General features: G+C 70.7%; 20 protein-coding genes and 1 pseudogene. 11 read left to right on the top strand and 10 right to left on the bottom strand.

Annotation, left to right across the window (positions count from 1 at the left end; genetic code table 11):
* Window positions 1-62: 62 nt before the first annotated feature.
* The 5 genes from AC1Q7O_RS14920 (at window position 63) to hslU (ending at window position 5,815) form a co-directional block, all read left to right on the top strand.
* Window positions 63-1,121 (top strand): CobW family GTP-binding protein, encoded by a 1,059-nt coding sequence (locus AC1Q7O_RS14920; RefSeq protein WP_492657883.1) that lies wholly within the window; start codon window positions 63-65, stop codon window positions 1,119-1,121.
* Window positions 1,122-1,222: 101 nt separating this feature from the next.
* On the top strand, window positions 1,223-1,921 hold the full coding sequence (gene dksA / locus AC1Q7O_RS14915; RefSeq protein WP_492657882.1) for an RNA polymerase-binding protein DksA: 699 nt from the start codon (window positions 1,223-1,225) through the stop codon (window positions 1,919-1,921).
* Between the two features lie 121 nt (window positions 1,922-2,042).
* Complete coding sequence (locus AC1Q7O_RS14910; RefSeq protein ID WP_492657881.1) at window positions 2,043-3,809, top strand: hypothetical protein; 1,767 nt, start codon at window positions 2,043-2,045, stop codon at window positions 3,807-3,809.
* Window positions 3,810-3,852: 43 nt separating this feature from the next.
* Complete coding sequence (gene hslV, locus AC1Q7O_RS14905) at window positions 3,853-4,419, top strand: ATP-dependent protease subunit HslV (RefSeq protein ID WP_088486111.1); 567 nt, start codon at window positions 3,853-3,855, stop codon at window positions 4,417-4,419.
* Window positions 4,420-4,501: 82 nt separating this feature from the next.
* A complete protein-coding gene (gene hslU, locus AC1Q7O_RS14900) occupies window positions 4,502-5,815 on the top strand; it encodes an ATP-dependent protease ATPase subunit HslU (protein ID WP_492657880.1) in 1,314 nt (437 codons plus the stop codon).
* Between the two features lie 38 nt (window positions 5,816-5,853).
* Here the strand turns inward: hslU and AC1Q7O_RS14895 are convergent, their stop codons facing one another.
* Window positions 5,854-6,483, bottom strand: a complete 630-nt coding sequence (locus AC1Q7O_RS14895) for a helix-turn-helix transcriptional regulator (RefSeq protein ID WP_492657879.1) — start codon at window positions 6,481-6,483, stop codon at window positions 5,854-5,856.
* 193 nt (window positions 6,484-6,676) lie between these two features.
* Here AC1Q7O_RS14895 and AC1Q7O_RS14890 point away from each other — a divergent pair, with 193 nt between their 5' ends.
* Window positions 6,677-7,411 (top strand): response regulator, encoded by a 735-nt coding sequence (locus AC1Q7O_RS14890; protein ID WP_492657878.1) that lies wholly within the window; start codon window positions 6,677-6,679, stop codon window positions 7,409-7,411.
* On the opposite strand, the gene AC1Q7O_RS14885 is transcribed toward AC1Q7O_RS14890, so the two are convergent.
* Window positions 7,369-9,639 (bottom strand): ATP-binding response regulator, encoded by a 2,271-nt coding sequence (locus tag AC1Q7O_RS14885; RefSeq protein WP_492657877.1) that lies wholly within the window; start codon window positions 9,637-9,639, stop codon window positions 7,369-7,371. The genes AC1Q7O_RS14890 and AC1Q7O_RS14885 overlap by 43 nt on opposite strands.
* Window positions 9,636-10,457, bottom strand: a complete 822-nt coding sequence (locus AC1Q7O_RS14880; RefSeq protein WP_492657876.1) for an ABC transporter substrate binding protein — start codon at window positions 10,455-10,457, stop codon at window positions 9,636-9,638. Before AC1Q7O_RS14880 ends, AC1Q7O_RS14885 begins: the two co-directional genes overlap by 4 nt.
* A gap of 236 nt (window positions 10,458-10,693) precedes the next feature.
* Between AC1Q7O_RS14880 and AC1Q7O_RS14875 the strand changes: the two genes are divergently transcribed.
* Window positions 10,694-11,221, top strand: coding sequence for a hypothetical protein (locus tag AC1Q7O_RS14875; RefSeq protein WP_492657875.1), 528 nt, complete (start codon window positions 10,694-10,696; stop codon window positions 11,219-11,221).
* Window positions 11,222-11,229: 8 nt separating this feature from the next.
* Complete coding sequence (locus tag AC1Q7O_RS14870; protein WP_492657874.1) at window positions 11,230-11,922, top strand: phosphatase PAP2 family protein; 693 nt, start codon at window positions 11,230-11,232, stop codon at window positions 11,920-11,922.
* Between the two features lie 40 nt (window positions 11,923-11,962).
* Here AC1Q7O_RS14870 and AC1Q7O_RS14865 read toward each other — a convergent pair whose 3' ends face one another.
* Window positions 11,963-12,727 carry a type III pantothenate kinase gene (locus AC1Q7O_RS14865; protein WP_492657873.1) on the bottom strand — a complete coding sequence of 255 codons (765 nt, stop codon included), beginning with the start codon at window positions 12,725-12,727 and terminating at the stop codon, window positions 11,963-11,965.
* A 109-nt stretch (window positions 12,728-12,836) separates the two neighbouring features.
* Between AC1Q7O_RS14865 and AC1Q7O_RS14860 the strand changes: the two genes are divergently transcribed.
* On the top strand, window positions 12,837-14,387 hold the full coding sequence (locus AC1Q7O_RS14860; RefSeq protein ID WP_492657872.1) for a methyl-accepting chemotaxis protein: 1,551 nt from the start codon (window positions 12,837-12,839) through the stop codon (window positions 14,385-14,387).
* Here AC1Q7O_RS14860 and cobA read toward each other — a convergent pair.
* The 4 genes and pseudogenes from cobA to AC1Q7O_RS14840 form a co-directional block, all read right to left on the bottom strand.
* Window positions 14,374-15,120: a uroporphyrinogen-III C-methyltransferase gene (gene cobA, locus AC1Q7O_RS14855; protein ID WP_492657871.1), complete on the bottom strand. Its 747-nt coding sequence runs from the start codon at window positions 15,118-15,120 to the stop codon at window positions 14,374-14,376. The two genes, AC1Q7O_RS14860 and cobA, sit on opposite strands and share 14 nt — an antisense overlap.
* On the bottom strand, window positions 15,117-17,858 hold the full coding sequence (locus AC1Q7O_RS14850) for a nitrate reductase (RefSeq protein ID WP_492657870.1): 2,742 nt from the start codon (window positions 17,856-17,858) through the stop codon (window positions 15,117-15,119). Before AC1Q7O_RS14850 ends, cobA begins: the two co-directional genes overlap by 4 nt.
* A gap of 28 nt (window positions 17,859-17,886) precedes the next feature.
* Window positions 17,887-18,612, bottom strand: a complete 726-nt coding sequence (locus tag AC1Q7O_RS14845) for a hypothetical protein (protein WP_492657869.1) — start codon at window positions 18,610-18,612, stop codon at window positions 17,887-17,889.
* Window positions 18,613-18,714: 102 nt separating this feature from the next.
* Window positions 18,715-19,941, bottom strand: a pseudogene (locus AC1Q7O_RS14840) (NAD(P)/FAD-dependent oxidoreductase); the annotation flags it as partial.
* Between the two features lie 323 nt (window positions 19,942-20,264).
* Between AC1Q7O_RS14840 and AC1Q7O_RS14835 the strand changes: the two are divergent.
* The gene (locus AC1Q7O_RS14835) at window positions 20,265-22,022 is read left to right on the top strand and encodes a bifunctional protein-serine/threonine kinase/phosphatase (RefSeq protein ID WP_492657868.1); all 1,758 of its coding nucleotides are present in this window, start codon (window positions 20,265-20,267) and stop codon (window positions 22,020-22,022) included.
* A 19-nt stretch (window positions 22,023-22,041) separates the two neighbouring features.
* Here the strand turns inward: AC1Q7O_RS14835 and AC1Q7O_RS14830 are convergent, their stop codons facing one another.
* Window positions 22,042-23,298, bottom strand: a complete 1,257-nt coding sequence (locus tag AC1Q7O_RS14830) for an MFS transporter (RefSeq protein ID WP_492657867.1) — start codon at window positions 23,296-23,298, stop codon at window positions 22,042-22,044.
* A 364-nt stretch (window positions 23,299-23,662) separates the two neighbouring features.
* On the opposite strand from AC1Q7O_RS14830, the gene AC1Q7O_RS14825 reads away from it, so the two are divergent.
* On the top strand, window positions 23,663-24,736 hold the full coding sequence (locus AC1Q7O_RS14825; protein ID WP_492657866.1) for an ANTAR domain-containing protein: 1,074 nt from the start codon (window positions 23,663-23,665) through the stop codon (window positions 24,734-24,736).
* A 51-nt stretch (window positions 24,737-24,787) separates the two neighbouring features.
* Here the strand turns inward: AC1Q7O_RS14825 and AC1Q7O_RS14820 are convergent, their stop codons facing one another.
* Window positions 24,788-25,846 carry a hypothetical protein gene (locus AC1Q7O_RS14820; RefSeq protein WP_492657865.1) on the bottom strand — a complete coding sequence of 353 codons (1,059 nt, stop codon included), beginning with the start codon at window positions 25,844-25,846 and terminating at the stop codon, window positions 24,788-24,790.
* Between the last annotated feature and the right edge of the window lie 27 nt (window positions 25,847-25,873).

Below are 25,873 nucleotides of genomic sequence, written 5' to 3'. Positions count from 1 at the left end.
GCCCCTTGCTTCCCGGCGCCCAGGCCCTATCTGGGTTGCCTTCTTTCGAAACGGTCCCCGCCATGTCCAGCAACAACGGCCTCATCCCCGCAACCATCCTCACGGGCTTCCTCGGCGCCGGCAAGACGACGCTGCTCAAGCGCGTGCTGACCGAGGCCCACGGCCAGAAGATCGCCGTCATCGAGAACGAGTTCGGCGAAGAGAACATCGACACGGACATCCTCGTGTCGGATACCAACGAGCAGATCATCCAGATGAGCAACGGCTGCGTCTGCTGCACGATCCGCGAAGACCTGCGCACCACGCTGAGCGACCTGGCCGCCAAGCGCCGCAAGGGCGAACTGCAGTTCGACCGCGTCATCATCGAGACCACCGGCCTGGCCGACCCCGGCCCCGTGGCGCAGACCTTCTTCATGGACGACGAGATCGCCGAGGCCTACCTGCTGGACTCCGTGCTGACGCTGGTGGACGCCAAGCACGCCGACGAGCAGCTCAACACGCGCCAGGAAGCACGCATGCAGGTCGGGTTCGCCGACCAGCTCTTCATCAGCAAGAGCGACCTGGTGGAGCCGGCGGCCGTGGAGGCGCTGATCCACCGCATCAAGCACATGAACCCGCGCGCGCCCATCCAGACCGCGCATTTTGGCGAGGTGTCGCTGGCCAAGGTGTTCGACCTGCGCGGTTTCAACCTCAACGCCAAGCTGGAGATCGACCCCGACTTCCTGAAGGCGGACAGCCACGACCATCACCACCACCATGACCATGATCACCACGACCATGAGCATGGTGAGCATTGCGACCACCCGCACCACCATCACCACGATGATGATGTGAAGAGTTTCGTGTTCCGCTCGGACAAGCCCTTCAACCCGGCCAAGCTGGAGGACTTCCTGGGCGCCATCGTGCAGGTCTACGGCCCCAAGATGCTGCGATACAAGGGCGTCCTGCACATGAAGGGCACCGAGAAGAAGGTCATCTTCCAGGGCGTGCACCAGATGATGGGCTCCGATCTCGGCCCGCGCTGGATGCCGGGAGAGAAAAAACAGAGCAAGATGGTGTTCATCGGCATCGACCTGCCCAAGGACGTGCTGATGCAGGGCCTGGAAGGCTGTTTGGCGTGATTTTTTGGCCCGCGAGGGCCACTTTTCTGGGGTGCGTTTGCGCTGGAATCCACATGGCTACAATCCGCCGCGCTCAAAATCGGGCAGCCGGCTGAACAGTAGTGGGATCAAGGTCTGACACCGCGCCGATGCAACCCCAGAGCGAGGAGAAGACTGTGAGCAAGACCCCGGCCCCCAAAACCGCCGCCGCATCCACCAAGGGTGCGAAGAAGACCGATGCCGGCGCCGACGTCGCCATGTTGGAGGCGCCCGCACCCGCGAATCGCTTTGCCGACCGCTTCGCCCCGCCGAAACCGCCCGCGCGCGGTGCCAACCAGGCCGACGAAACGCCGCGCGTGGCCGCCAAGGGCGACCCCAAGCTGGCCAACGCCTGGAAAACCAAGTCGGGTGCCGAGCTGAGCGACGCCGAAGTCATGGCCATGCCGGACTCGGAGTACATGAACGCCAAGCAGGTCGAGTTCTTCCGCGCCAAGCTGGAAGGCCTCAAGAACGAGGTGCTGTCCAACGCCGGTGAGACGACCGAACACCTGCGCGAAGACACGACCATCGTGCCCGACCCGGCCGACCGCGCCACCATCGAGGAAGAGCATGCGCTGGAGCTGCGCACGCGCGACCGCGAGCGCAAGCTGCTGAAGAAGATCGTGCAGTCCATCGGCCGCCTCGACAGCGGCGACTACGGCTACTGCGACGAGACCGGCGAGCCCATCGGCCTGGGCCGCCTGATCGCCCGCCCGACGGCCACGTTGTCGCTCGAAGCGCAACAGCGCCGCGAGCTCAAGCAGAAGATGTTCGGGGATTGAGATGGGGAGCCCCTGGTCCGGTCACGCCCCGCTCGCGCATCGCCATGGCGGGCCGGCTTGGGCGCGGCCCGGCACTCGGCCCGCACACCGCACCATCGTTGCATAAGGCATATTTCAGCCCATGACCGAGTCCAAGCCCGCAGACCCGAAGGAAGGCGACAGCTTCTTCCGCAAGGTTGCGCGCTTCGTCGCCAACCCGACGACGGACTGGTCCGAGATCAACTCGCGCCAGGACGACCCCGAGGGCGACCTCGCGAAGGCTGAGCTGCGCGCCATGGTGGAGCGCAAGCGCCGCAACGACTTCGTGCGCAAGCGCGAGCTCGACATGCTGCGCCGCATCCGCCGCGAGGGGCTGACGCCCGAGCAGCTGGCCGCGCTGGCCTCGTCGCCGTCGCGCATGGGCGATGACGAGCGCATCAGCGAACCCAGCTCCAAGATCGACCTCGGCGTGAAGGCCAAGATCGACGAGATCGAGCAGCAGATGGTGGGCGAGAGCTTCGCGACGACGCAGGCCGTGCCCAAGCAGCAGCCGGGCTTCTTCGAGACCAGCACACGCCCGGTGGCGTTCGCGTCCACCGTCGCGGCGCCGCCGGCCATGGACGCTTCCGGTGGCCGCGTCAGCGAGTTCTCCACGCCGCAGGAGGTGCAGCGCCTGTCCGCGCCCACGCCGCCCGCGGCCGTGACGATGGGCGCGGCCATCTCGCCGCTGTCCGACTCGCCTGCCAGCCTGCTGCCCGACCTGCCGCCGCTGGACATGCCGCTGTCGTTCACGCTGGCCGAGCCCGGCGGCGCGCCGATGGAGGTGCAGGAGGTCGTGCACGACCCCGAGCTGGACGAGGCCGTCATCGCCTTTGCCAATGCCGACTACGACAGCAGCGAACGCGCGCTGACCGAGCTGGTGCGTCCCGGCGGCAGCCGTAACCTGCACGGCGAGACCTGGCTGGTGCTGTTCGACCACTACCGCGCCACCGGCGCCCAGGGCAAGTTCGAGGTGCTGGCCGTCGAGTACGCGCAGCAGTTCGGCCTGTCGGCACCGCAGTGGTTCTCCATGCCCAAGCTGGTGGCCGAGTCGGCCCGCCAGGCCAACCGCACGCCCATGGGCCGGGCCGGCCAGGTCAGCTGGACGGCGCCGTCGCTGCTGACGGCCGAGGACGTGACGCTGCTGCAAAAGCGCAGCGAGACGCTGCCGATGCCCTGGGTGTTCGACTGGAGCCCGCTGGACGACGTCGAGATCGAAGCCGCCATCCAGCTGCGCCAGCTGTTCCGCCACTGGGCCCAGCAGCAGGTCGACCAGCGCTGGATGGGTGGCGACCATTTCCTGAACCAGCTCAAGGAACTGGCCCCCGTCGGCGAGCGCGACACCGACCCCGCGCAGTGGATGCTGCGCCTGGAGGCGCTGCGCCTGGCCAACCGGCCGGACCAGTTCGACGAAGCCGCCATCGATTACTGCGTGACCTACGAGGTCTCGCCGCCGTCCTGGGAGCGCGCCAAGTGCCGCGTGCGCATCGGCGGCGAAGGCACGTCGACCAACAGCCCCGCCATCAGCACGATGCAGAGCGAGGCGCAGTCGTCGTTCCTCGACACCAGTGTTCACGAGTCGGCCAGCGTGGCGGCGCAGCTGGAGCTGCTGGGTCAGCTCAGCGGCGACATCTCCGAGACGCTGCGCGTCATGGGCGGCGAGGTGGGCGATGCGACGCTCATCAACATCTCCTGCACCAAGCTGATCCGCCTGGACTTCATGGCCGCCGGCGACCTGCTGAACTGGGTGCTGTCGCGCCGCAGCGAGAACCGCACGGTGGTCTTCAACGACGCCCACCGGCTGGTGGCATTGTTCTTCGGTGCGATGGGCATCAACGAGCACGCCAAGGTGAAGGTCAGAATCAACTGACCGGCCTTGCGAAACTCGGGCCGAACCTCATCTGGAGCGGCCTATGTCTTCTGATTCCTCTTCCGCCGTCTACCACGGCACAACCATCGTCTCGGTGCGCCGCCAGACGCCCACCGGCTGGCAGGTCGCCATCGGCGGCGACGGCCAGGTGACGCTGGGCAACACCGTCGTCAAGGCCAGCGCGCGCAAGGTGCGCAAGCTCTACCGGGACCAGGTGCTGGCCGGCTTCGCCGGCGCCACGGCCGACGCTTTCACGCTGTTCGAGCGCTTCGAGGCCAAGCTGGAGAAGCACCAGGGCCACCTGGTGCGCGCCGCCGTCGAGCTGACGCGCGACTGGCGCACCGACCGCGTGCTGCGCCGCCTGGAGGCCATGCTGGCCGTGGCCGACAAGACCGCCTCGCTGATCATCACCGGCAACGGTGACGTGCTGGAGCCCGAGCAGGGCATCGTCGCCATCGGGTCGGGTGGCGCCTTCGCGCAGGCCGCAGCCAAGGCGCTGCTGGCCAACACGGAGCTCAGCGCCGCCGACATCGTCAAGAAGTCGCTGGAGATCGCCGGCGAGATCTGCATCTACACGAACCAGAACCACACGCTGGAGGTGCTGGAATGAGTCGCGCCGCGCCGGGCCGCCCCAAGCAAGCGACCATCCCCTCGGGGGATCGGTCGATGGTCTCATCGAACGAGGGCCTCCAATGAGCAGCATGACGCCTCAAGAAATCGTCTCCGAGCTGGACCGCCACATCGTCGGCCAGAACGCCGCCAAGCGCGCCGTCGCCATCGCGATGCGCAACCGCTGGCGCCGCCAGCAGGTGGACGACAAGCTACGTGGCGAGATCACGCCCAAGAACATCCTGATGATCGGGCCGACCGGTGTCGGCAAGACCGAGATCGCACGCCGCCTCGCCCGGCTGGCCGGCGCGCCCTTCATCAAGGTCGAGGCCACCAAGTTCACCGAGGTGGGCTATGTCGGCAAGGACGTGGATTCCATCATCCGCGACCTCGTCGAGGTGGCCGTCAAGCAGGAGCGCGAGGTGGCCATGCGCCGCTGCCAGACGCGCGCCGAGGACGCCGCCGAGGACCGCATCCTCGACGTGCTGCTGCCCGGCTCCGAGGCCGACAACGCGACGCGCCAGGCCTTCCGCAAGAAGCTGCGCGAGGGTCAGCTGAACGACAAGGACATCGAGCTGGACCTGCTGGCGCCCAAGCCCAGCCTGGAAGTGCTGACGCCGTTCGGCAACCAGCCCGGCATGGAGGACATGGCCGAGCAGTTGAAGGGCATGTTCGGCCAGATCGGCGCCGGCCAGAAGAAGACGCGCAAGCTCAAGATCGGCGAGGCGATGAAGCTGCTGGTGGACGAGGAAGCCGCCAAGCTCGTCAACGAGGAAGAGACCCGCGCGACCGCGCTGGCCAACGCGCAGGAGATGGGCATCGTCTTCATCGACGAGATCGACAAGGTTGCGTCGCGCAGCGAGCAGGGTGGGGCCGAGGTGTCGCGCCAGGGTGTGCAGCGCGACCTGCTGCCGCTGGTGGAAGGCACGACGGTGTCCACCAAGTACGGCCTCGTGAAGACCGACCACATCCTCTTCATCGCCAGCGGCGCCTTCCACCTCGCCAAGCCCAGCGACCTGATCCCGGAACTGCAGGGCCGGCTGCCCATCCGCGTGGAGCTGGACTCGCTGTCCGTTGCCGACTTCGAGGCCATCCTCACCAGCACGCACGCCAGCCTCGTCAAGCAGTACCAGGCGCTGCTGGCGACGGAAGGCGTCACGCTGGACCTGCAGCCCGACGCCATCCGCCGCCTGGCGCAGATCGCGTTCGAGGTGAACGAGCGCACCGAGAACATCGGTGCGCGCCGCCTGGCGACGGTGATGGAGCGGCTGCTGGACGAGATCAGCTTCGACGCCCCCAACCGTTCCGGCCAGACGCTGTCGCTGGATGCGGCGGCGGTGGAGGCCAAGCTGGGTGCGCTGGCCGCCAACGAGGACTTGAGCCGGTTCATCCTCTAGGCGGTAGCCTGGGCAGGGCTTGCTACCCTTCCCCGCGCTCAGTGCGGCAGCGCCTGGGCGCTGCCCGTCCAGCGCAGCAGCTGCATCAGGTTGGGGGCCTGCGTCTTGCCCAGCAGGCTGCGCACATGGCTGCGCACGGTGCTGACGCACAGCCCCAGGTGGCGCGATGTCGCCTCCACCGGTTCGCCGTCTGCCAGCAGCAGCAGCACGTGGCGCTCGGCCTGGCTGAGGCGGCACTGGCGGGTCAGCGCGTCGATGCGCGCCGCCTGGGTCAGCGCGGGCTGGTCCAGGTGCACGGCCAGCAGCACGCTCTGCAGCGGCCAGTCGCAGGCCTGCGTGATCGCTGGTGCCAGCGGCGCCGCATGCAGCCAGCCGGTGGCCAGGCTGGGGGTGAACCACAGGCCGGTGCGCGAAGACGTGCCCTGCGCGGCCTGGGTGAGCACTTCGCCCAGCTGTGCGGCGCCGAGCTGGCCCAGGCTCATCAGGTGGTCGGCGCGGACCTGGCCCAGCTGTTCGGCCAGCAGGCGCTCGGCGCTGGTATTGGCGAACAGCAGCCGGCGGTCGGGGCGCAGCACCAGCAGCGGCTGAGGCAAAGCGCCAAGCACTTGGTGCGGCGACGTGGCTGGGACGAACATGCGTTCGGACTCGGACGCGGCGGTGAGCAACATGGAAACCCCCTGAGCCTCAGCGGCGCGACGGCGCCGGCTTCTGTCCACAAGTTTGGTGAGCGTCCGTCGGCTCCGCCATTGACCAGAAGTACGCTGTGGCGCCGCCCGGGAGCCTGGGCCATTTGGCCAACCCAAAGGGCCGAGCCGTGCGCCGAAGGCGTCGATACCATGATCGCCAGCGGGGAGACTGCCCATGAAAATTCTGTTGATCGATGACCACCCCTTGTTCCGCGAGGGCGTGGCGTTGCTGTTGAGGCCGCTGCTGGAAGGGCTGGAGACCTGGGAGGCGGGCAGTTGCGAGGCCGCCTTCGAGCTGCTGGCGCAGCGCGGCAGCGCCGACCTCGTGCTGATCGACCTTGGCCTGCCGGGGCTGTCGGGCCTGGAGGGGCTGCAGCGGCTGCGTCAGGAACACCCGGAGGTGCCGGTTGTGGTGATGTCGTCGTCCGACGACAAGGACACCGTGATGGCCGTGCTGGACGCCGGTGCGATGGGTTTCATTCCCAAGAGCTCGACGTCGCAGGTCATGCTGGGGGCGTTGCGGCTCATCCTCGCCAAGGGCATCTACTTGCCGCCGTCGGTCTTCCTGGCAGCGCGCGCGGCGCCGGCCGTCGCCGCGGCACCCACACAGGTGGCTGCCGTTGCCGCAGCGCCCATCACCGCCCGCCGGCCTGCGGACCTCGGCCTGACGCCGCGCCAGGCCGACGTGCTGCACCTGCTGCTGCAGGGCAAGCCGGCCAAGCTCATCGGGCGGCAGCTCAACCTGTCGCTGAGCACCGTGAAGGCGCACACCTCGGCCGTGCTGCGGGCGCTGAACGTGACGACACGCACCCAGGCCGTGCTGGCGGCGGGCCGCATGGGGCTGCGCTTCGAGGAGCCCGTGGCCGGTCAGGACGCCAGTGATGCCTGCATCGCCTCCAGCAACCGCTGAAGCCCGATGGGTTTGTGCAGCAGCCGCGCGCCGGCCGCGCTGGCGCGAGGCTGCAGGTCGGCGTCGGTATTGGCGGTGACCATCAGCGCCGGGATGTCGTCGTCGTAGTGCTGGCGCAGCCGCGAGATGACTTCGAAGCCGTCGCGCCCGCTGCCTAGTTGATAGTCCGTGACGATGAGGTCGGGCACACGCAGATGCTGCTGCAGCTCGGCCAGCACCTGGTCGCAGCCCGCGCCAGCCACCACGTGGCAACGGCAGCCCTGCAGCGCGTTCACCAGTGCCTGCGCGTTCATGTCCTCGTCGTCGACGATGACGATGAAGCGCCCCTCCAGCGCCTGCTGGCTGGCCGCGTGGCGTGGTGACAGGCGCGACAGCGGAGCCACTGAGCCGCTGAGCGGCATGACCAGCCGGAACACCGACCCGCGCCCGACGCGGCTGGACACGATGAGGCTGTAGCCCAGCAGGTGGGCGCAGCGCTGCACGATGGACAGGCCCAGTCCCAGCCCCTTCTCTGCGCCCGTGCCGGGCGCCTCGATGCGGAAGAACTCCTCGAAGATCGCTTCGCGGTAGCGCGGCTCGATGCCGGGCCCGCTGTCCCAGACCTGCAGCTCGACATTGCTGCCGCGGCGCCGGCAGCCGACCACCACCCCGCCATGGTGCGTGTAGCGGATCGCGTTGGCGACCAGGTTGCCGGCGATGCGCTCCAGCAGCGCAGCATCGCCGCGCACGATGAGGTTGCACGCGCGCACGCGCAGCCGCAGCCCCTTCTCAGCGGCCTGCGGCGCCCAGGTCTGCTCCAGGCGATGCAGCAGCCAGCCGAGGTCCACGTCCTCCACATGCGCCTGCATCGCGCCGGCGTCCAGCTTGGAGATGTCCAGCAGGTTGCCGAACAGGCTCTCCATCGTCGCGACGGAGGACTGGATCTTGTCGGCCAACGCCATGTGCTCAGGGCTGTCCAGCCGGCTCTGCAGCACGCCCAGCAGCAGGCTGATCGAGTGCATCGGCTGGCGCAGGTCGTGGCTGGCGGCGGCCAGGAAGCGGGTCTTGGCGGCGTTGGCGCGTTCGGCTTCGTCGCGGGCGGCGCAAAGCTGGGCCGTGCGCTCGGCGACCTTGGCTTCGAGGCTGGCGTAAGACTCCCGCAATCGCGACGACATGTAGTTGAAGCCCTGAGCGAGGTCCTCGATCTCATCGTGGCGGGCCACGGTCACCACGCTGTCCAGATCACCTTCGGCCACGCGTGCCGTGGCATCCCGCAGCGCCACGATCGGGGCCGCCATGCGGCGTGCAAACAGGATGCCGAAGACCAATGCCGCCACGCCGCCCACGAGCATCAGCGCGCCTGTGCGTGCCAGTGCGCTCCATACCGAGCGCAGCGCCGTATCCTGCTTTTGCTCCATGAAAACGACCCAATCGACCTTCGGCACCGCGGCGGCCGTGACGATGACGGCCGCGCCCTTCAGATCGGTGGTGGCCAGTCCCCGCACCAGGACGGGCCTTGAGCGGCTCTCGCGGGCCTTGATCACGGCTGCGGACCGCGAGATGTCAGGGCGTCCGAGCACCCAGGTCGGCTGCGCATGGGCAATCAGGTGGTCCTGCGCATCCACCACGTAGGCCAGCCCGCCTTCCCCCGCATGCAGCCGGGACACGACCTCGTTGAGCAGCCGCAGGTCGATCGTCGCCACGATGCCCCCGCTGCCATCGAAGGCCGCCACGCGAACCGTCGGCAGGTGGCCATCGCGGAAGAACGTGCGACCCCTCAACATGCCCGTCGTGGCGGCGTTCGGCACCAGCTCGGGTTCGTCGAAGGGGATGCCCGAGGCGATCTGGTCGACGTTCGCCTTGGAGGTCAGCAACTGCTCTCGGGCGTGGGCATCCACGACGCGCAGCTCGATGATCGAAGGAACAAGCTGCATGAGGCGATGAAACTCTTCGCGCCGTTGCGCGGTGCCATACCCGGATTGACCCCAAGGCATCTTGGCCACGTCATGCAGTCCCACCTCGATGACGTTGAAGTAGGCCGATATCTCCCGGGCAGCGCCTTCAGCCTGGACCTCCTGCACTGCCTCCACCCTTTCGATGGAGCTGCGATACACAAAGACCGCTTCGATCAACCCCGACAGAAGCAGCAGGGTGAGCATCAGCCCGCACATGCGAACCGCGTAGCGATGGGCCAGCGGGCGATAGCGAAAGACGGACGCGCGCGCGCCGGAGCCTGGATCGGGCGTCATCGGATGACGATGTCCGCTTTGCGCACGACGGAAATGTGAGGGGGGGGCAGCCCGGTGTCCTGGGTCGCGCGCACCGAAAGCACGAAGCGCTGGGGCCGTTCGACGGGGAGGCTGCCCGCGAACTCACCTTGGCGGACTCGCCAGACCAGCGACGCCATGGCCGCCCAGACCTGCGACGTGTCGGGTGCATAGGCCACGGGGCCGCCGGCCAGCACCAGGTCATGGCTGCCGAAGATCACCGGCTTCCCCCAGTTGCGCAGCGTGTCGATGATTTCCTGGCCAGCCAGCAGCGCCGTGTACGAGCGCGGGATGCACCAGGCGTCGAAGTTCCTGGACTGCGGTCGGGACAGGATGGCCCGGGCTTCCTCCAGGGTGTCCGCCAGCAGCACGGTCACCTGGAGGCCGGCGATGAAGCGCCCCGTGGCCAGCGTGCGCGGTGCATCGACGTTCTTGCTCCAGGACCGGTCGCCCATCACCGCGATGCTTCGCATGCCCGGGTAGGCGTCGCTGAGGATCTCTATGCGCTTGGGGTCGAGTTCGTCCACGACCCAGACGCCCGTGGCGGCTTCCGGCCTGGGCAGCAGGCTGGACACGATGCCGCCGCGCACGGGGTCCAGGTAGCTGGCGAAGACCAGCGGGACCGCACCCCCGAGCCGCCGGGCCGCGACCGCTGCGGAGCCGTTCGGCGCGATCAGCAGGTCCGGCTTCGTCGCGATCGCACGCCGGACGAGTTGGTCATCGATCAATCCGTCGGCCCCGCCCACCGAAACGAAGTCGATGTCGATGCGGCTTCCCGCGGGCAGCTCCAGGCGCTTCATGGCCGATGTCAGCCGGCCGAACGAGGAATCGACCGCCGCGGAGACGCGGCCGAGGAACAGCCCGCGCCAGCGTGGCTCTGCAAGTGATTGGTCCGACCTGAGACAAAGGACGGCAATCAAGCAAAGTCCAAGTGCCAAGGTATCGGGCAAACGACCAATAGCCACACGCCTCCCTTGTTTTCTAAGCTTGCGATGCCGACGCTATGGCGGCGCAAACCCCATTAGAAAGGTTCAACATGGAGCGGATCAAGCATCATCACTGCTGGGTGAAGACGGTCAGCAGCACCGCCAAGCCTCGGGCGGCCAATGCGGACATCGATGTGGCGGACATGACGCTTGCCTGGGCGCCGGCGATCACGGACGAAGGCCGCGCCGATGCGGGCGATGCGGACGATGCAGCGGGGCGGGTCGCGGCGAGCTTCCGTCATGGCGGCGTGCCCCCGTCGATTCGCGCCTTCGACCCGCCGACCTCGATGCTGGTGCCGCCGCCGCCGGCGCCGGTCGAAATCAGGAATGGGCCGGTGCCGCCGTCCAACCGCAAGATGATCTTTGCGGGAGCCTCCCTGGCCGGCGCGTGGGGCTTCGACTCGCATGACGTGATTGGTGGCGATGACGACGGCGGCGACCTCAAGCATGAGTTCCAGGTCATCATCGGCAACAAGTCGGTGGCCTACCTCTGGCTGGACAGCCCCGAAGGGCGGGCCTGGAGCAAGGATGCGAAGGCACTGTCGCTGGTCACGTTCGCCGCGATGGGCGCGTTCTAGGAGCGACCATGCCTTGGTTCAAACCCAACCCGTTTCCGCGCGACGCCTGGAGCGGTGACTTCAGGACCTACAGCGGTCGAAAGCTGGAGCACCTGGATTCGACCTGGCCCAGCACCATCCATCTGGACGATCCCGACCCGAACCCACTGGAGAAGGAGTGCCGTGCGCTGCTGGCGGCCAAGGGCGAACGTGATGCATACAAGGGGGCGATCGACACGCAGGCCATCAACGCCTACAAGGCGATCGCGCCGGTGCAGAAGGTCATCGGGCCGCTGATACCGAACGTCTCGCCGCGTGCCACCGCCATGCTGATCGACGCCATGCTGCAGGACGCCGTGCCCGTCACGTTCAAGCTCAAGGAGCAGTTCAATCGCGGCCGGCCGCATCACTGCTGCGACTTGCCGCTGGCGCCGATGTTCCCCGACCCGAAGGATGCGCTGCATCCGGGCCATCCCGCCTATCCCAGCGGGCACTCGACGCAGGCACACATGATCGCCGAGCTCTATGCACGGATGTTCCCGGCCAAGAGAGACGAGTTGTTCGCCGAGGCTTACGGCGTGGCGCGCAACCGGGAAATCGCCGGCCTGCATTACGCCAGCGACACCGTGGCCGGCAGGGACCTGGCGGTTCAGCTGGTCGACGCGTTCTTGAAGGTGCCCGCACTGAGCCGGCTTTTTGAGCAGGCGAAACGGGAGTGGTAGGCCTGCGGCAGCGGCCCTCGGCGCGTGCAGCCGCCGCGACTCAGCCCCGCGCCGCATCCACCGCCAGCAACCCGTCGAAGATCAACCCTTCCACCAGTTCATGCGGCGCATCCAGCGCCGGCGCCACCTTCCAGCCGGCGCCACCGGTCATCAACAGCAGGGGCTCGCGGCCCTCGCGTTGGCGCAACAGGCGATGCATGCGCTCGATGGCACCGGTGATGGCGAAAGTGCCGCCGGTGGTCAGCGCGTCGCTGGTGTTGGTGGGAAAGTCGCGTACCTCGCCGGTGGGCACGCGCAGGCCGGCGGTGCCGCCTTCCAGCGCGCGCAGCATGATGCCGTGGCCGGGCAGGATCAGGCCGCCCAGGAACTGGCCGTCGGTGGACAGCGCGTCCACCGTCACTGCCGTGCCCACCATGACGGTCAGCACCGGGCCGTCGAAGCCGCGCTTCCTGGCGTGCGCGTGCGCGCCGATGACGGCCACCCAGCGGTCGGCGCCCAGGCGGGTGGGGTGGTCGTAGCCGTTGCGGATGCCGGCGGCCTCGGGTGACGGCACGACCCAGCGCGGCGTCAGGTCCCAGTGCTCCATCTGCTCCTCGACGCGGCGGCGCACGGCGTCGCCGGCGACGTTGCTGCCCAGCACGCGCGTCGGCGGGGGCAGGCCTTGCCAGGCCTCGTCGGCCAGCCGGTCGATGTTCTCTAGGAAGACGGCGCCATGCTGCAGCGGCGGGCTGCCGGGCTCGGCGCCGCTCGCGTAGAGGGCCCATTTGAGCCGGGTGTTGCCGATGTCGATGGCCAGAAAGCTCATGGTGGGCCGTGGCGTGAACGATGCCGCGAGCCTACCAGCAGGTTTTCCGGCTTGGCCGGGGGTTTCTGCTTCAATCAAATATTGCGCCTACGCGCTCAGGAGACTCCCCATGCTGCGCCGCCTCCGCATCCAAGCCCGGCTCTGGCTGGCCTTCGGCCTGATCCTGTTGCTGACCGCGCTGCTGGCGGTCGTCGGCGGCTTCGGGCTCAATGTGTCGCAGAAGGCCCTGCAGGGCATCACGCAGAAGCTCATCCCGGCGTCCAACATCACGATGGCCGCGCGCAGCTACCTGCTGCAGAGCAAGACGGCGACGTCGACGATGGTGGCCTCCATCTTCAACAAGGACGGCACGGCCCGCGCGCGCAAGGACTGGGACGCCATGCAGGCGGGCCTGGACAAGGCGATGGACGAGTTCGGCGCCATCTCCACCGAGGAGAAGGGCAAGCAGGGCCTGGTCAAGTTCCGCGGCCTGATGGCCGAGTACCGCAAGGCCGTGCTGCCGGTGGCCGAGAAGCTGGCCGCCGACGGCTACCCCGATGCGCAGGAGGCCTTCGAGGCGATGAAGGGCGCCGACGCCGCCTACGACCCCGCGCTGGCCATGCTCAACAACATCGAGAGCGACCTGAAGGCCCGTGGCGACGCGGTCTTTACGCAGGTCAACAGCCTGGTGGGCGGTGTCTTCGTCGGCTTCATCGTCGCGTTCGTCGCCTGCGTGGTCATCGGCGGCGCGCTGGCGGTGCGCATCTCGCGCTCCATCATCGGGCCGCTGATGGCGGCCAAGGGCTTTGCCGAGCGCATGGCCGGCGGTGACCTGTCGCGGGCGCCCGAGGTGAGCGGCACCGACGAGTCCGCCGAGATGATGCAGGCGCTGGCGGCCATGCAGAAGTCGCTGTCCGGCATCGTGGGCCAGGTGCGCGAGTCGGCCGAGAGCATCCAGGTCGCGTCCACCGAGGTGGCCACCGGCAACATGGACCTGAGCCAGCGCACCGAGCAGACCGCGTCCAACCTGCAGCAGGCGTCCAGCGCGATGAGCGAGCTAACCGGTACCGTGGGCCAGAGCGCCGATTCGGCGATGACGGCCAAGCAACTAGCAGGCGCCGCCGCCGAGACGGCGGGGCGCGGCGGCGAGGTGGTGTCGCGCGTGGTCAGCACCATGGGCGAGATCAACACGGCCAGCAAGAAGATCGCCGACATCATCGGCACCATCGACGGCATCGCGTTCCAGACCAACATCCTGGCGCTGAACGCGGCCGTGGAGGCCGCCCGAGCCGGCGAGCAGGGCCGCGGCTTTGCGGTCGTGGCCGGCGAGGTGCGGCTGCTGGCGCAGCGCTCGGCCGAGGCCGCGCGCGAGATCAAGGCGCTGATCGGCGCCAGCGTCGAGCGCGTCGAGGCGGGCACCCATCTCGTCAACGACGCCGGCACGACGATGACCGACATCGTCGGCTCGGTGCAGCGCGTGACGGACATGATCGGCGAGATCAGCGCGGCCGCTGCCGAGCAGAGCCAGGGCATCGCGCAGGTCAACGGCACCGTGACCGAGCTGGACCAGATGACGCAGCAGAACGCCGCGCTGGTGGAGCAGTCCGCTGCGGCCGCTCAGTCGCTGAAGGAGCAGGCGGTGCGGCTGGCGGGGCTGGTGTCCAGCTTCAAGCTGAACTGACGAGCGCCTCAATCTGGCCGGCCGCCGCGTGCGCGGCCACATCGCCGATGACCAGCAGCGCTGGGCTTTCCAGCCCCTCGCGGGCGATGCAGCCGGGCAGGCCGGCCAGCGTCGTCACCGCGTGGCGCTGGCGGGTGGTGTGGGCGGCGCTGACGATGGCGGCGGGCAGGCCGGGCTTCAGGCCGGCGGCCAGTAGCTGCGCGGTGATGTGCGCGGCGCGGGCCACGCCCATGTAGATGACCAGCGTCAGGCCGGTGCGGGCCAGCGCCGCCCAGTCGGGCTCGGCGCGGCCTTCGCCCGGGTGGCCGGTGACGAGGATGACGCCGGGCGACGCGCGCCGGTCGGTGACCGGGATGCCGACGGCGGCCGGACCGGCGATGCCGCTAGTGAGGCCCGAGACGATTTCCACATCGAGGCCGGCCTCGCGCAGCGCGTCGGCCTCCTCGCCGCCGCGGCCGAAGACGAACGGGTCGCCGCCCTTGAGGCGCACGACGCGGTGGCCGGCTTTCGCCTCACGGATCATCAGTGCGTGGATGAAGTGCTGGTCCGTCGAGATGCAGCCGCCGCGCTTGCCGACGCGCAGCAGCCGGCCCTTCACCAGCGCCAGCATGCGTGGATCGATGAGGTCGTCGGCCAGCACGACGTCGGCCGCCTCGATGCGCTTCACGGCGCGTACGGTCAGCAGTTCCGGGTCGCCGGGGCCGGCACCCACCAGCGAGACGACGTGGCTCATGCCGGCACCTCCTCGGGTGTCGTGGCAACCAGGCGCCGCAGCGCCGGCAGGCAGGAGCCGCATTGCGTGCCGCACTTCTTCTCGCCCTGCAACTGCGCCAGCCGCTCGGCCGGCGTGCCGCTGCAGCGCTGCAGCGTGAAGCGGATGACGTCCTCGCGCACGTCGAAGCAGTTGCAGACCTGCGGGCTGGCGGCCGCCGTCGTGGCGGGCGGCGCATCGGGCGACAGCAGCCAGCGGCCGGCGGCGCTGGCGGCCGCGCGCTCGCGCCACAGGTCCACCAGCCAGGCGCCTTCATGCTGCAGGCCCACGCGCAGCAGTGCCCGCAGCGGTGCGGCCTGCGGCTCGCCCGCGTCCAGCGCCAGCAGGCGCAGGCGGCGGCGCTGCGCGTCGGCATAGCGCAGCACGTCGGCGCCGGTCAGGCCCAGCAGCGCGGCCAGTTCGTCGACCAGCGCCGGCGCGGGCGCGTCGGCGCTGGCGGCCTCGAAGGCCCAGCCGACCCGTCCATCCCCGCCCGGCTCGGGCAGACAGTGCGCGTAGCCGAATCGCGGCATCAGCGCGCGCAGCCGCTCGCGCAGGCGCGGGCCGTCTTCGGGTGCCACCCAGGCGCAGGCGCTGACCCGCCACGGCAGCGCGGCTGGCTCGATGGCGACGGCGCTGAACTTCAGCTCGGGCTGCTTGGAGTCGGGGCAGAAGGCACCCTGCGTGACGGCGTTGATGCCCAGCTGCGCGCCGAGGAACTCGTCGCCCCAGTGCATTGCGATGTCGGCGCCGCCCGGCGCGATGTTGGCGTCCAGTCGCACCGGCAGCACCACCTCGCCGCGCACGGAGCGCACGCGGGCCAGCGCGCCATCGGCCAGCCGGGCGTGCTCGGCGTCGTCGGGGTGGATGCGCACCAGCGGCCGGCCCTCGTGCGCGAACAGCCGCGGCACGCTGCCGCTGCGGCTCATGCCGTGCCACTGGTCGCGCAGCCGGCCGGTGGTCAGGCCGAAGGGGCGGTCGGGCGCGGTGGCTTCGGCGGTGGGCAGGTAAGGCTTGGCGATGAAGCGGGCCCGGCCGTCGGCGGTCGCGAAGCGGCCGTCGGTGTACAGCCGCGGTGTGCTGCCGGTGACGAAGGGCCATTGCTGCGGGCCGTCCGCGTCCAGCGTGGCCCAGCTGAGGCCGGTGATGTCGAGGTCGCGCCCGCGCGTGGCGGCGCGGTGCTCCAGCCACAGGTCTTCGGCGTTGCCGGCGTTGAGGCGCGTGGCGTGGCCCAGGCCGGCGTCGATCAGCGCGGCGATGTCGCGGGCGATGCGCCAGTCGGCACGGGCCTCGCCGGCGGCCGGCACGGCGGCGCGCACGCGGCTGATGCGGCGCTCGCTGTTCGTGACGGTGCCGTCCTTCTCGCCCCAGGTGGCGGCGGGCAGCAGGTAGTCGGCGTACCGGGCCGTGGCCGTGTGGGCGAAGGCCTCCTGCAGGATGACCAGCTCGCAGCGCTCCAGCGCCGCACGCACGGTGGCCTGGTCGGGCATGGACTGCGCGGGGTTGGTGCAGGCAATCCACAGCGCCTTGATCTCCCCGCGCGCGGCGGCCTCGAACATCTCGACGGCCGTGTGGCCCCGTTTGCCGGGCAAGCCAGGAACGCCCCACAGCGCCTCGATCTCGGCCCAGTCTGCGGCCTGGCCCGGGTCGCGGTGGCCGGGCAGCAGCGTGGCCATGCCGCCGCTCTCGCGGCCGCCCATCGCGTTGGGCTGGCCGGTCAGCGAGAACGGGCCGGCACCGGCGCGGCCGATCTGGCCGGTGGCCAGGTGCAGGTTGATGAGCGCGGTGTTCTTGGCCGTGCCGGCGCTGCTCTGGTTCAGGCCCTGGCAGTACAGGCTCAGCGAGGCGGGCGACGTGGCGAACCATTCGGCGGCCTGCCAGATGTCGGCCTCGGCCACGCCGCAGACCTCGGCCGCGCGGGCGGGCGGCCAGTCGGCCACCAGCGCCTGCAGCGCATCGAAGCCGGTGGTGGACGCCGCGATGAAGGCCTCGTCCACCCAGCCCCGCGCGATGACGGCGTGCAGCAGCGCGTGGCTCAGCGCCACGTCGGTGCCGTGGCGGAGTTGCAGGTGCAGGTCTGCCAGCTCGGCGGTCTCGGTGCGGCGCGGGTCGATGACGATGAGCTTGTGCGCGGGCTTGCCGTTGCGCGCGGCTTCGAGCCGGCGGAACAGGATGGGGTGGGCCCAGGCCGGGTTGGCGCCGCTGACGAGGATGCAGTCCGCCAGCTCGATGTCTTCGTAGCTGCAGGGCGGCGCATCGGCACCCAGCGACTGCTTGTAGCCGACGACGGCCGAGCTCATGCACAGCCGCGAGTTGGAGTCGATGTGCGGCGTGCCGATGACGGCGCGGGCCAGCTTGTTGAACGCGTGGTAGTCCTCGGTCAGCAGCTGTCCGGAGATGTAGACGCCGATGGCCTCGGGGCCGTGCTGTGCGCGGATGGCCAGTAGCCGGTCGGCGATCTCGCGGTTGGCCTGGTCCCAGCTGATGACTTCGGGCGTGGCGCCGCGGGCCGCGCGCCTGGCCGGCTCGCGCAGGCGCTGGTGCTGCAGCACCACCGGCGTGGCCGTCAGGTGCAGGTTGGTGCCCTTGGTGCACAGCCGGCCGAAGTTGGCCGGGTGGTCGGGGTCGCCGCGCACGCCGGTGATCTGCGCGCCGTCATGCTCGATGACAACGCCGCAGCCGACGCCGCAGTAGGGGCAGGTGGAGCGGGTCTCGCTCATGGCCGCGCTCCCGCGGCCAGGCCTGAGCTCAGGCGGCCAGGCGCAGGCAGTGCTCGGTCATCGCGTCCATGACGGTCAGCAACTGCTCGCTGGCCATGAACACCGGCACCGCGCGGCGTGTGCTGGCACCGTCCTTCAGCGGCTCCCAGGCGGCCTCGGCCTGCGCCAGGCCGGCGCGCAGCGTGGGGCTGCCGGCGCTGCGCAGCGTCTGCAGGCCGGCCTCGAACTCGTAGATGGCCGACTGGCGCTCGCGGCGCACCGTCTCGGCCCCGGGGCTCAGCAGCCCCAGCAGCGCCACGCGTTGCGACAGCAGCCGCTGGCGCGAGGCCATGCGTGCCTGCCAGGGCAGGTCGGCCCGCGAGCCGTTGGCCAGCATGGCCAGCGTCAGCATCTCGTTGGCCACCGACAGCAGCGCCCGGTGCGCCTCGACGCTGGGCGTGCCGGCCAGCAGGGCCTGGTAGTCCTCGTAGCGGCGCGCCAGTGCGCGCAGGCTGCCGGCCTGCTCCGGCGTGCCCGGATTCAGGCTCATCTGCGCCAGCTGCTGCCCAAAGGCGGTGCAGCTGGCGGCCAGCGTGTCCCGTGCCGGTGCTTCCAGCGCCGGGTCGGCCATGCACAGCCAGGCCTTGCCCATGCGCTGGCTCAGCGCGGCGAGGCTGGGGGGCGTGCGTGTGGCGGGCTGACACAGGGCGGAGAGCGGGGTGGTGGCACCGACGGCGCTGATGGCGCGGAGGAACAGGCGACGCGAGGCTGGCATGCGGGCTGGGGTGAGCTGCGGGGGGCGAGCCGAAGGGTGTCGGCTCCTCCCTCACATAGCAGGGTTCGTACCAGGTAGGCATCGCCGTCCTCATGCCGCCACCTCGCCGAACATCAGCCGGTCGCGGATGTCGTCGATGCGGCGGCCTTCGCGCAGCAGCCGGAAGTACCAGGGGCCGTCCGCCGTGTCGCCGTACAGGCAGGCGCCCACCAGCCGGCCGTCCTGGATCACCAGCTTCTTGTAGACCTTGGCCGGCGGGTTGCTCAGCACGATCTCCTCCGTGCCCGCGCCGCCCGTGAAGTTGCCGGCGCTGAACAGGTCGATGCCGGTCACCTTGAGCTTGGTGCTGATGTCCGAGCCGCGGTAGCGGCCGGTGCCGACCTGCGCCAGGTGCGTGGCCAGCACGCGGCCCTGCTCGAACAGCGGCGCCACCAGCCCGTAGGCCACGCCGCGGTGCGCGGCGCATTCGCCCACCGCGTAGATGCGCGGGTCGGTGACGGTCTGCATCGTGTCGGTGACGACGATGCCGCGCTGGCACAGCAGCCCGGCGCGCTCGGCCAGCGCGGTGTTGGGGCGGATGCCCGCGGCCATGACGACGAGATCGGCCGGCACCTCGAAGCCGCGGCCCTGCGCGTCCTGCAACTGCACGGCGCGCACGCGGCCCTCGTCGCCGGCCAGCAGCGCCTGCGTCTGCGCGGCCAGCTCGAAGCGCAGGCCGCGCTCCACCAGCGTCTGGCGCAGCAGGTCGCCGGCCGCGGCGTCCAGCTGCCGCTCCATCAGCGTCCCGCCCAGATGCACGACGGTCACCTGCATGCCGCGCAGCAGCAGCCCGTGGGCGGCCTCCAGGCCCAGCACGCCGCCGCCGATGACGACGGCATGCCGGTACTTCGCGGCCGCCTCGATCATGGCCGTGGTGTCGGCGATGTCGCGGTAGCTGATGACGCCGGCCAGCGCGCGGCCCGGCACCGGCGGCACGAACGGCGTGGAGCCGGTGGCGACGAGCAGGCGGTCGTAGTCGGCCGTCACCGGGCGGCCGTCAGCGTCCGTCGCGTGGACTCGGCGGTGCACGCGGTCGATGTCGGTCACCGTGGTGCCCAGGTGCAGCGTGATGCCGTGCGCCTCGTACCAGGAGCGCGGGTTCAGGATGATCTCGTCCAGCGTCTGCTCGCCCGCCAGCACCGGCGACAGCAGGATGCGGTTGTAGTTCGGGTGCGGTTCGGCGCCGAAGACGGTGATGTCGTAGAGGCCCGGGTTGATCTTCAGCAGCTCCTCGAGCGTGCGCACGCCGGCCATGCCGTTGCCCACCATCACGAGCTTCATCTTCTTCACGCGAGTCCCCTTGCTGCAAAAGCTGGTCTGACCCTTGCATCGCAAGCGATGTGCCAGCGAAGAAGCTGGCCTCCAGACGGCCGCAGCGTGAAAAACGCCTGGCGGCGCCCCACGCCGAAGCCCAATTCAGCCCGGTGCGGGTGCACTCATCCCAAAAATGGTGCCCCTCGCTCAGCCCGCGCCTGCTGAACGCAGGCGGGCTGATCGGTCCCCCGAGGGGACGGCGATGCTTGTGGCGTTGAGCCGCAAGCACATCGCCTGAGCGGGCCGGCTTGGGAGCGGCCCGGCGCTCGGCCCGCACAACGCAGAGACCATCCACACCCATGCGCTTCGAACTCGATACCGGCCTGTCCAGCCTGCAGGGCAAACGCGCGCGCAACGAAGATTTCGCGGGCGTGCAGGCGCCCGCCGCGCACGAGGCCGAGCGTGGCTGGGTGGCGGCGCTGGCCGACGGCGTCAGCGGCGGCGAGGGCACCGCGGGCGATGGCCTGATGGCCGCGCAGACCTCGGTGATGAGCCTGCTGCGCGACTTCCACGGCGTGCCGGCCGACTGGGACACCAGCGTTGCGCTGGACCGGCTGCTGGGCCACCAGAACGCCTGGCTGGCCTCGCACAACCGCCGCCCCGGCCCCGACGGCCAGCCGCGCGAGGCGCTGACGACGCTGACCGCCGTGGCGTTGCGCGGCCGCCGCTACGCGCTGGCCCACATCGGCGACAGCCGCGCCTGGCTGCTGCGCGATGGCCAGTGCCTGCTGCTGACGCAGGACCACCGCCTGGAGCGGCGCGACTTCGCCGGCCTGACGCGCGCGCTGGGCCTGGACGATGCGCTGCGGCTGGACCACAGCGAGGGCGAGCTCAAGGTGGGCGACCGCCTGCTGCTGACCAGCGACGGCGTGCACGGCGCGCTGCGCAGTCGCCAGATCGCCGACCTGCTGCGCGCCACGCCCGGCGCACAGGCGGCCGCCGACGCGCTGACCGCCGCGGCGCTGGCCGCCGGCAGCCACGACAACGCCACCGCGCTGGTGCTGGACGTCAAGGATCTGGCCGACCCCGGGCTCAACGACCTGGCCGCGCTGGGCCGCACGCTGCCCAGCCCCGGCCCGCTGGGCGTGGGCGCCCAGCTGGACGGCTACCAGGTCACTGCGCTGGTGGCCGACAACGGCGTGCACCGGCTGCTGCAGGCGCGCGAGCTGGCCACGGGCCGGCTGGTGGCGCTGAAGATGCTGCGCCCGGGCCGCGCCGACGACCCCGAGGAGCGCGCCATGCTGGCCCACGAGATCTGGCTGGGCCTGCGGCTGGCCGAGGCACCGCGCAACCGGCGCGGTGGCGGCGGTGCCGGCAGCGGCTTCGTGCGCGTGCACGCGCCGGCCGATGGCGCCACGCACTTCTACGCCGTGTTCGACTGGCACCAGGGCCACACGCTGGAGCAGTTGCTGGCCAAGGGCCCGCTGGACGCCGGCCAGGCACTGGCGCTGGGCACGGCGGTGGCGCGGTCCCTGAGTCTGCTGCACGCAGCCGGCGTCGTGCACCGCGACTTGAAGCCGGCCAACCTGCACCTGGGCGACGACGGCCAGTGGCGTGTGCTGGACCTGGGCGTGGCGCTGAGCCGCCGCTCGTCGGCCGCCGCGCGCGAGCTGCATGCCGGCACGCCCAGCTACATCAACCCCGAGCAGTGGCAGGACCCGCCGGCGCCGCCGGACGCGGGTTCGGACCTGTTCGCGCTGGGCGTCACGCTGTACCAGGCGCTGACCGGCCGGCTGCCCTATGGCGAGATCGAGCCCTACCAGCTGGGCCGCTACCGGCGCGAGCCGCCCAGCGTCAGCCGGCTGCAGCCCAGCGTGCCCATGCCGCTGGACCGCGTCGTCATGCGCGCCATCGCGCGCGAGGCCCGGGCGCGCTTCGAGACGGCCGAGGAGCTGCTGCTGGCGCTGGAGCGGCTGGCTGCGCGCGACCAGCCGGCGGACCCGCCGCGGGCAACCCGCGCCGCGCGCGAGGTTGTGTCGGGCTGGCAGATCGCGTTCGGCGTGTCGGTGCTGTTCAACCTGCTGCTGATCGCGTGGCTGGTGTTCCTGCCGCGCTGAACTGCGCGGGGCTCAGACCTCAGACGCGCTGGTAGTGCGTCGGCTCGGCGTCGGCGGCCACTGCCGCGCGGCGGGCGCGGCCGCCCTTCTCGGCCCAGGTGCGCGTCCAGCGGATCTGCATCACGCGCATGACGCCCAGCATCGCCACGGCCAGCACGGCGAAGATGACGAAGCCCCACAGGTAAGTGCCGGCGTGCTGCTTGGACAGGCCCATCAGGTTGGGCACCAGGCCGCCGCCCAGGGCGCCGATCTCGCCGATCATCGAACCCGCCACGGCCGTGGCCGCGGGCCAGCGCAGCGGCACCAGCTGGAACAGCGCGCCATTGCCGGCGCCGAGGGCCGCGAAGCAGACGATGAGCAACAGCGTCGTCAGCACCAGCGAGCCGCTGGCCAGGCCCACACCGGTCAGGCTGATGGCGACGACGACGAGCACCAGCGTCAGCACGTTGACGCCGCCCAGGCGGTCCGACAGCGCGCCGCCGACGACGCGCACCGCCGCGCCCATGAACGCCGCCAGCATCGTCAACTGGCCGGCCTGCACCTTGGAGACACCGAACTGGTCGTAGTAGTAGGTGGGCAGGAAGGTCGTCAGGCCGATGAAGCCGCCGAACGTCACGCCGTAGATCAGGCTGAAGGCCCAGCCGTCCTTCTCGAACAGGCAGGCGACGTGCTCGCGCATGGAGGCGTGGGCGTCGACGTCGGGCGGCTCCTTGGCGAACACGATCATGACGATCATCGGCAGCAGGATGGCCGCGGCCGCGATGGCGTAGACGGTCTGCCAGCCATAGGCCTGCGCCAGCGGCGGCGCCACCAGCACCGACACCGCCGTGCCCACGTTGCCCGCGCCCACCAGCCCCATCGCCAGGCCCTTGTACTGCGGCGGGTACCAGCCGGAGCCCAGGCTCAAAGCGACGCCGAAGCTGGCACCGGCGATGCCCAGCAGCACGCCCATGGCCAGCAGGTCGTCGTAGCTCTTCACCATGAAGAAGCCGTACAGCATGGCCACGGCGATCATGCCCATCTCCACCAGCGTCGCGTTCTTGCGGCCGATGTACTGCGACAGCAGCCCCAGCGGGAAGCGCATCAGCGCGCCGGCCATGATGGGGATCGACAGCATCAGCCCCTTCTGGGCCGGCGTCAGGTTGTAGGCCTCGCTGATGAAGGGCGCGAGCGCGCCGTTGAGCACCCAGATGCAGCAGGAGAACGCGAAATACAGGAAGGCGGCGAACAGCGTGGGGCTGTGGCCGGCATTTTTGAAACTCAGCGGTGCGGACATCTTGGGCTCTTCGGGCTGGCTGCCACGCGAGCCTGCCCCGCAGTCGTGCCAGGGCGGCAGGACGGTGCAGCGGGAAGGCGGCCTGCACCATTGCAGGCGCCACGACCGCTACTCGCAAACCTCATGCCTGAGGGCTGGCAGCGACGCTGGCCTGTTTCTTGCGCCGTTTTGGGGCGTGAACCCCGAAGCCATGTCCGAACCGTCTTCCGCCCCTGCGCTGCCACTGCTGCTCTGCAGCCCCGAACCCCCGCCGCAAGCTGCGTCCCTGCAGACCTTGGGCTGGGCCACGTGCACCGTTTCAGAGCCTGCGCCGCCCGACCAAGGGTCGGCGCTGGGCCTGCTGTGGTGCCCCGACCGCACCGCCTTGGCGCAGTTTCTGCACTCCGAACGGGCTTTCGGCCTGCCGGTGGTGCTGCTGTCGCCGGCACCCGGCGCCGCCGAGCGCCAGAAGCTGCTGGCCCGCGGCGTGCTGCAGTGGCTGCCGCCCGAGGCCGACGCGGCTGCGCTGGAACAGGCGCTGTTGTGGGCCCGTGACCTCGCCGCCCAGCTGCAGGCGCGCGACAGCGCCGCGCAGGCCAGGCTCGACGAGCGCAAGTGGACCGAGCGCGCCAAGGGGCTGCTGATGCAGGCGCGCGGCATCGACGAGGCCGCCGCCTTCGCGCTGCTGCGCAACACGGCGATGCAGACGCAGTCCAAGCTGCCCGAGGTGGCGCGGGGCGTGGTGCACACCAGCGAGCTGGCCGAGGCGCTGGAGCGCGCCGGCGCGCAGCGCATGCTGAGCCAGCGCCTCGTCAAGCTGCAGGCGCTGCGGGCCTGGCCCAAGCTGGCGCCGCCGGAGCGCCGCGAGGCTCAGGCGCTGCTGGACGCCTCCGCCGAGCGTGTGGCCGCCAACCTGGCGCGGCTGAACGAGCTGCTGCGCAACGACCTGGTGGAGGAGCTGGCCGCCGTGTCGGGCGCCTGGGCGCAGCTGGACGCGGCGCTGTCCGCCCGCCAGCCCGACCTGGCCCGCAGCGACCGCGCCGCGCAGCGCCTGCTGGAGAGCAGCGAGACGCTGGTGGCGCGCCTGTCCGAGCGCGCCGGCCAGCGGCCCGTGGGGCTGCTGGCGCAGGTCACACGGCTGCGGCTGCTGAGCCAGCGGCTGGCCAAGGAGGGCCTGCTGGCGCAGGTGATGCCGGGGCATGACGCCAGCGGCCTGGCCGCGGGGCTGGACGAGTTCATCAAGGCCTACGACGAGGTGCGCGCGGCGCCGCTGGCCGGCCCGGCGCTGCAGCCGGCGTTCGCGGCGGTGGACGAGGCCTGGCTGGTGCTGCTGCGCGGCCTGCGCGTGGAGCAGGGCGATGCGGTGCAGCGCATGCACCAGGGCAGCGAGCGGCTGCTGCAGGCGCTGGAGGCGCTGATCCGGGCGTTGCAGGGGTCGCTGCAGCTGATCCTCGGGTGACGGGCCGCGCTTGCCGTTGCTGCAGCGGGCGCGTCCCGCGAACAGCGCGCGTCACCGCCGCTCGACATAGCTCTCCCCATCCAGCCACAGCGCGCCGCCCGGCTTGTCCGGGTCGGTGATCAGCACGCGTTGCTCGCGCGTGCCGTCGTCGTAGTCGATGCGCAGCAGCAGCCCGTCCACGCGGTAGCGGCCTGAGCGCTCGCCGGGCCCGCCGCGGGTGGCGACCGATGTGTCGCCCGCCGCCGCCGTGCTGCCCACTGCGCCGCTGCGCACCACGCGGCCGTCGGCGCCGAAGCGGTATTCGTCCACCACGGTCACCGACTGCGCACCGCCCACGGCGACGTTGCCGGTGCCGCCGACGCTGCGAAAGCGCCCGGCCAGGCGCAGGTCGGCCGGCAGCGTGGCGTAGGTCTGCTTGAACGGCAGGTTGGCCCACTGGCCCGCCTTCAGCTGCTGCAGCTGGCCGCCGTCGCGGCGCCAGCGGGTCCAGGCGCCGGGCTGCGCCGCACGGTGCGCGTCCAGCCCGCCGGCAAAGCGCAGGCCGCGCACGTCGGTCAGCAGCTCGCCGTTCCTGAACAGCACGACCGGGTAGATGTCCAGCGCGATGAAGCCGCCCAGGCCCATCTTCGGGCGGGTGGCGAACGCGAAGCTGTCGATCTGCTGCAGCGTCGCCGCGGGCACCGGCGCGGGCGCTGCCACGGCGGGCTCGCGTGGCGACGGCGACGCGTGCGCCGTGGTGCGGGTCAGCGCGAGCCGACCGAACTGCGCGTCCGGCAGCTTCGTCAGCGAGGCCGCGGCCGCGCAGTCGCTGGCGCCCTTGCTGCGGGCGACCTGCACGATCTGCTGCGCGGAGCGGTCCAGCTTGGCGGCCAGTGCCGCATCGGCGCGCAGCTCGGGCAGTTTGGCCCGCAGCGCGTCGACATCGTTGGCGGCCTGCCAGCGCTGCAGCTGTTCGCGCTGTTCGTCGCTGTAGCGGCCGGCGCAGCCGCCGTCCAGCCGGTCGAAGATGGTGAGGATGACGGCCGCCTGCGCGAGCGCGGCGGGGGTGTCGTCGGCGGCCGCGGCCAGGGGCAGCAGCAGGGTGGGCAGGGCCATCAGCCAGGGGCGCATCGTCGGGCGGCAGGGGTCACGGCAAGG

The sequence above is a fragment of the Roseateles sp. GW823-FHT07B05 genome (genome assembly GCF_058794515.1).
Note: the sequence above shows the minus strand (reverse complement) of the source record. Positions and strands in the feature narration are given on the sequence as shown.

What these genes read in the sequence shown, in the direction of transcription:
- AC1Q7O_RS14835 (WP_492657868.1), top strand. Translation starts at nt 20,265, where the DNA reads ATGCGCTTCGAACTCGATACCGGCCTGTCCAGCCTGCAGGGCAAACGC.
- hslV (WP_088486111.1), top strand. Translation starts at nt 3,853, where the DNA reads ATGTCTTCTGATTCCTCTTCCGCCGTCTACCACGGCACAACCATCGTC.
- AC1Q7O_RS14890 (WP_492657878.1), top strand. Translation starts at nt 6,677, where the DNA reads ATGAAAATTCTGTTGATCGATGACCACCCCTTGTTCCGCGAGGGCGTG.
- AC1Q7O_RS14830 (WP_492657867.1), bottom strand. Translation starts at nt 23,298, where the DNA reads ATGTCCGCACCGCTGAGTTTCAAAAATGCCGGCCACAGCCCCACGCTG.
- AC1Q7O_RS14920 (WP_492657883.1), top strand. Translation starts at nt 63, where the DNA reads ATGTCCAGCAACAACGGCCTCATCCCCGCAACCATCCTCACGGGCTTC.
- cobA (WP_492657871.1), bottom strand. Translation starts at nt 15,120, where the DNA reads ATGAGCCACGTCGTCTCGCTGGTGGGTGCCGGCCCCGGCGACCCGGAA.
- AC1Q7O_RS14875 (WP_492657875.1), top strand. Translation starts at nt 10,694, where the DNA reads ATGGAGCGGATCAAGCATCATCACTGCTGGGTGAAGACGGTCAGCAGC.
- hslU (WP_492657880.1), top strand. Translation starts at nt 4,502, where the DNA reads ATGAGCAGCATGACGCCTCAAGAAATCGTCTCCGAGCTGGACCGCCAC.
- AC1Q7O_RS14885 (WP_492657877.1), bottom strand. Translation starts at nt 9,639, where the DNA reads ATGACGCCCGATCCAGGCTCCGGCGCGCGCGCGTCCGTCTTTCGCTAT.
- AC1Q7O_RS14895 (WP_492657879.1), bottom strand. Translation starts at nt 6,483, where the DNA reads ATGTTGCTCACCGCCGCGTCCGAGTCCGAACGCATGTTCGTCCCAGCC.
- AC1Q7O_RS14865 (WP_492657873.1), bottom strand. Translation starts at nt 12,727, where the DNA reads ATGAGCTTTCTGGCCATCGACATCGGCAACACCCGGCTCAAATGGGCC.
- AC1Q7O_RS14845 (WP_492657869.1), bottom strand. Translation starts at nt 18,612, where the DNA reads ATGCCAGCCTCGCGTCGCCTGTTCCTCCGCGCCATCAGCGCCGTCGGT.
- AC1Q7O_RS14850 (WP_492657870.1), bottom strand. Translation starts at nt 17,858, where the DNA reads ATGAGCGAGACCCGCTCCACCTGCCCCTACTGCGGCGTCGGCTGCGGC.
- AC1Q7O_RS14870 (WP_492657874.1), top strand. Translation starts at nt 11,230, where the DNA reads ATGCCTTGGTTCAAACCCAACCCGTTTCCGCGCGACGCCTGGAGCGGT.
- AC1Q7O_RS14820 (WP_492657865.1), bottom strand. Translation starts at nt 25,846, where the DNA reads ATGCGCCCCTGGCTGATGGCCCTGCCCACCCTGCTGCTGCCCCTGGCC.
- AC1Q7O_RS14860 (WP_492657872.1), top strand. Translation starts at nt 12,837, where the DNA reads ATGCTGCGCCGCCTCCGCATCCAAGCCCGGCTCTGGCTGGCCTTCGGC.
- AC1Q7O_RS14880 (WP_492657876.1), bottom strand. Translation starts at nt 10,457, where the DNA reads ATGAAGCGCCTGGAGCTGCCCGCGGGAAGCCGCATCGACATCGACTTC.
- AC1Q7O_RS14910 (WP_492657881.1), top strand. Translation starts at nt 2,043, where the DNA reads ATGACCGAGTCCAAGCCCGCAGACCCGAAGGAAGGCGACAGCTTCTTC.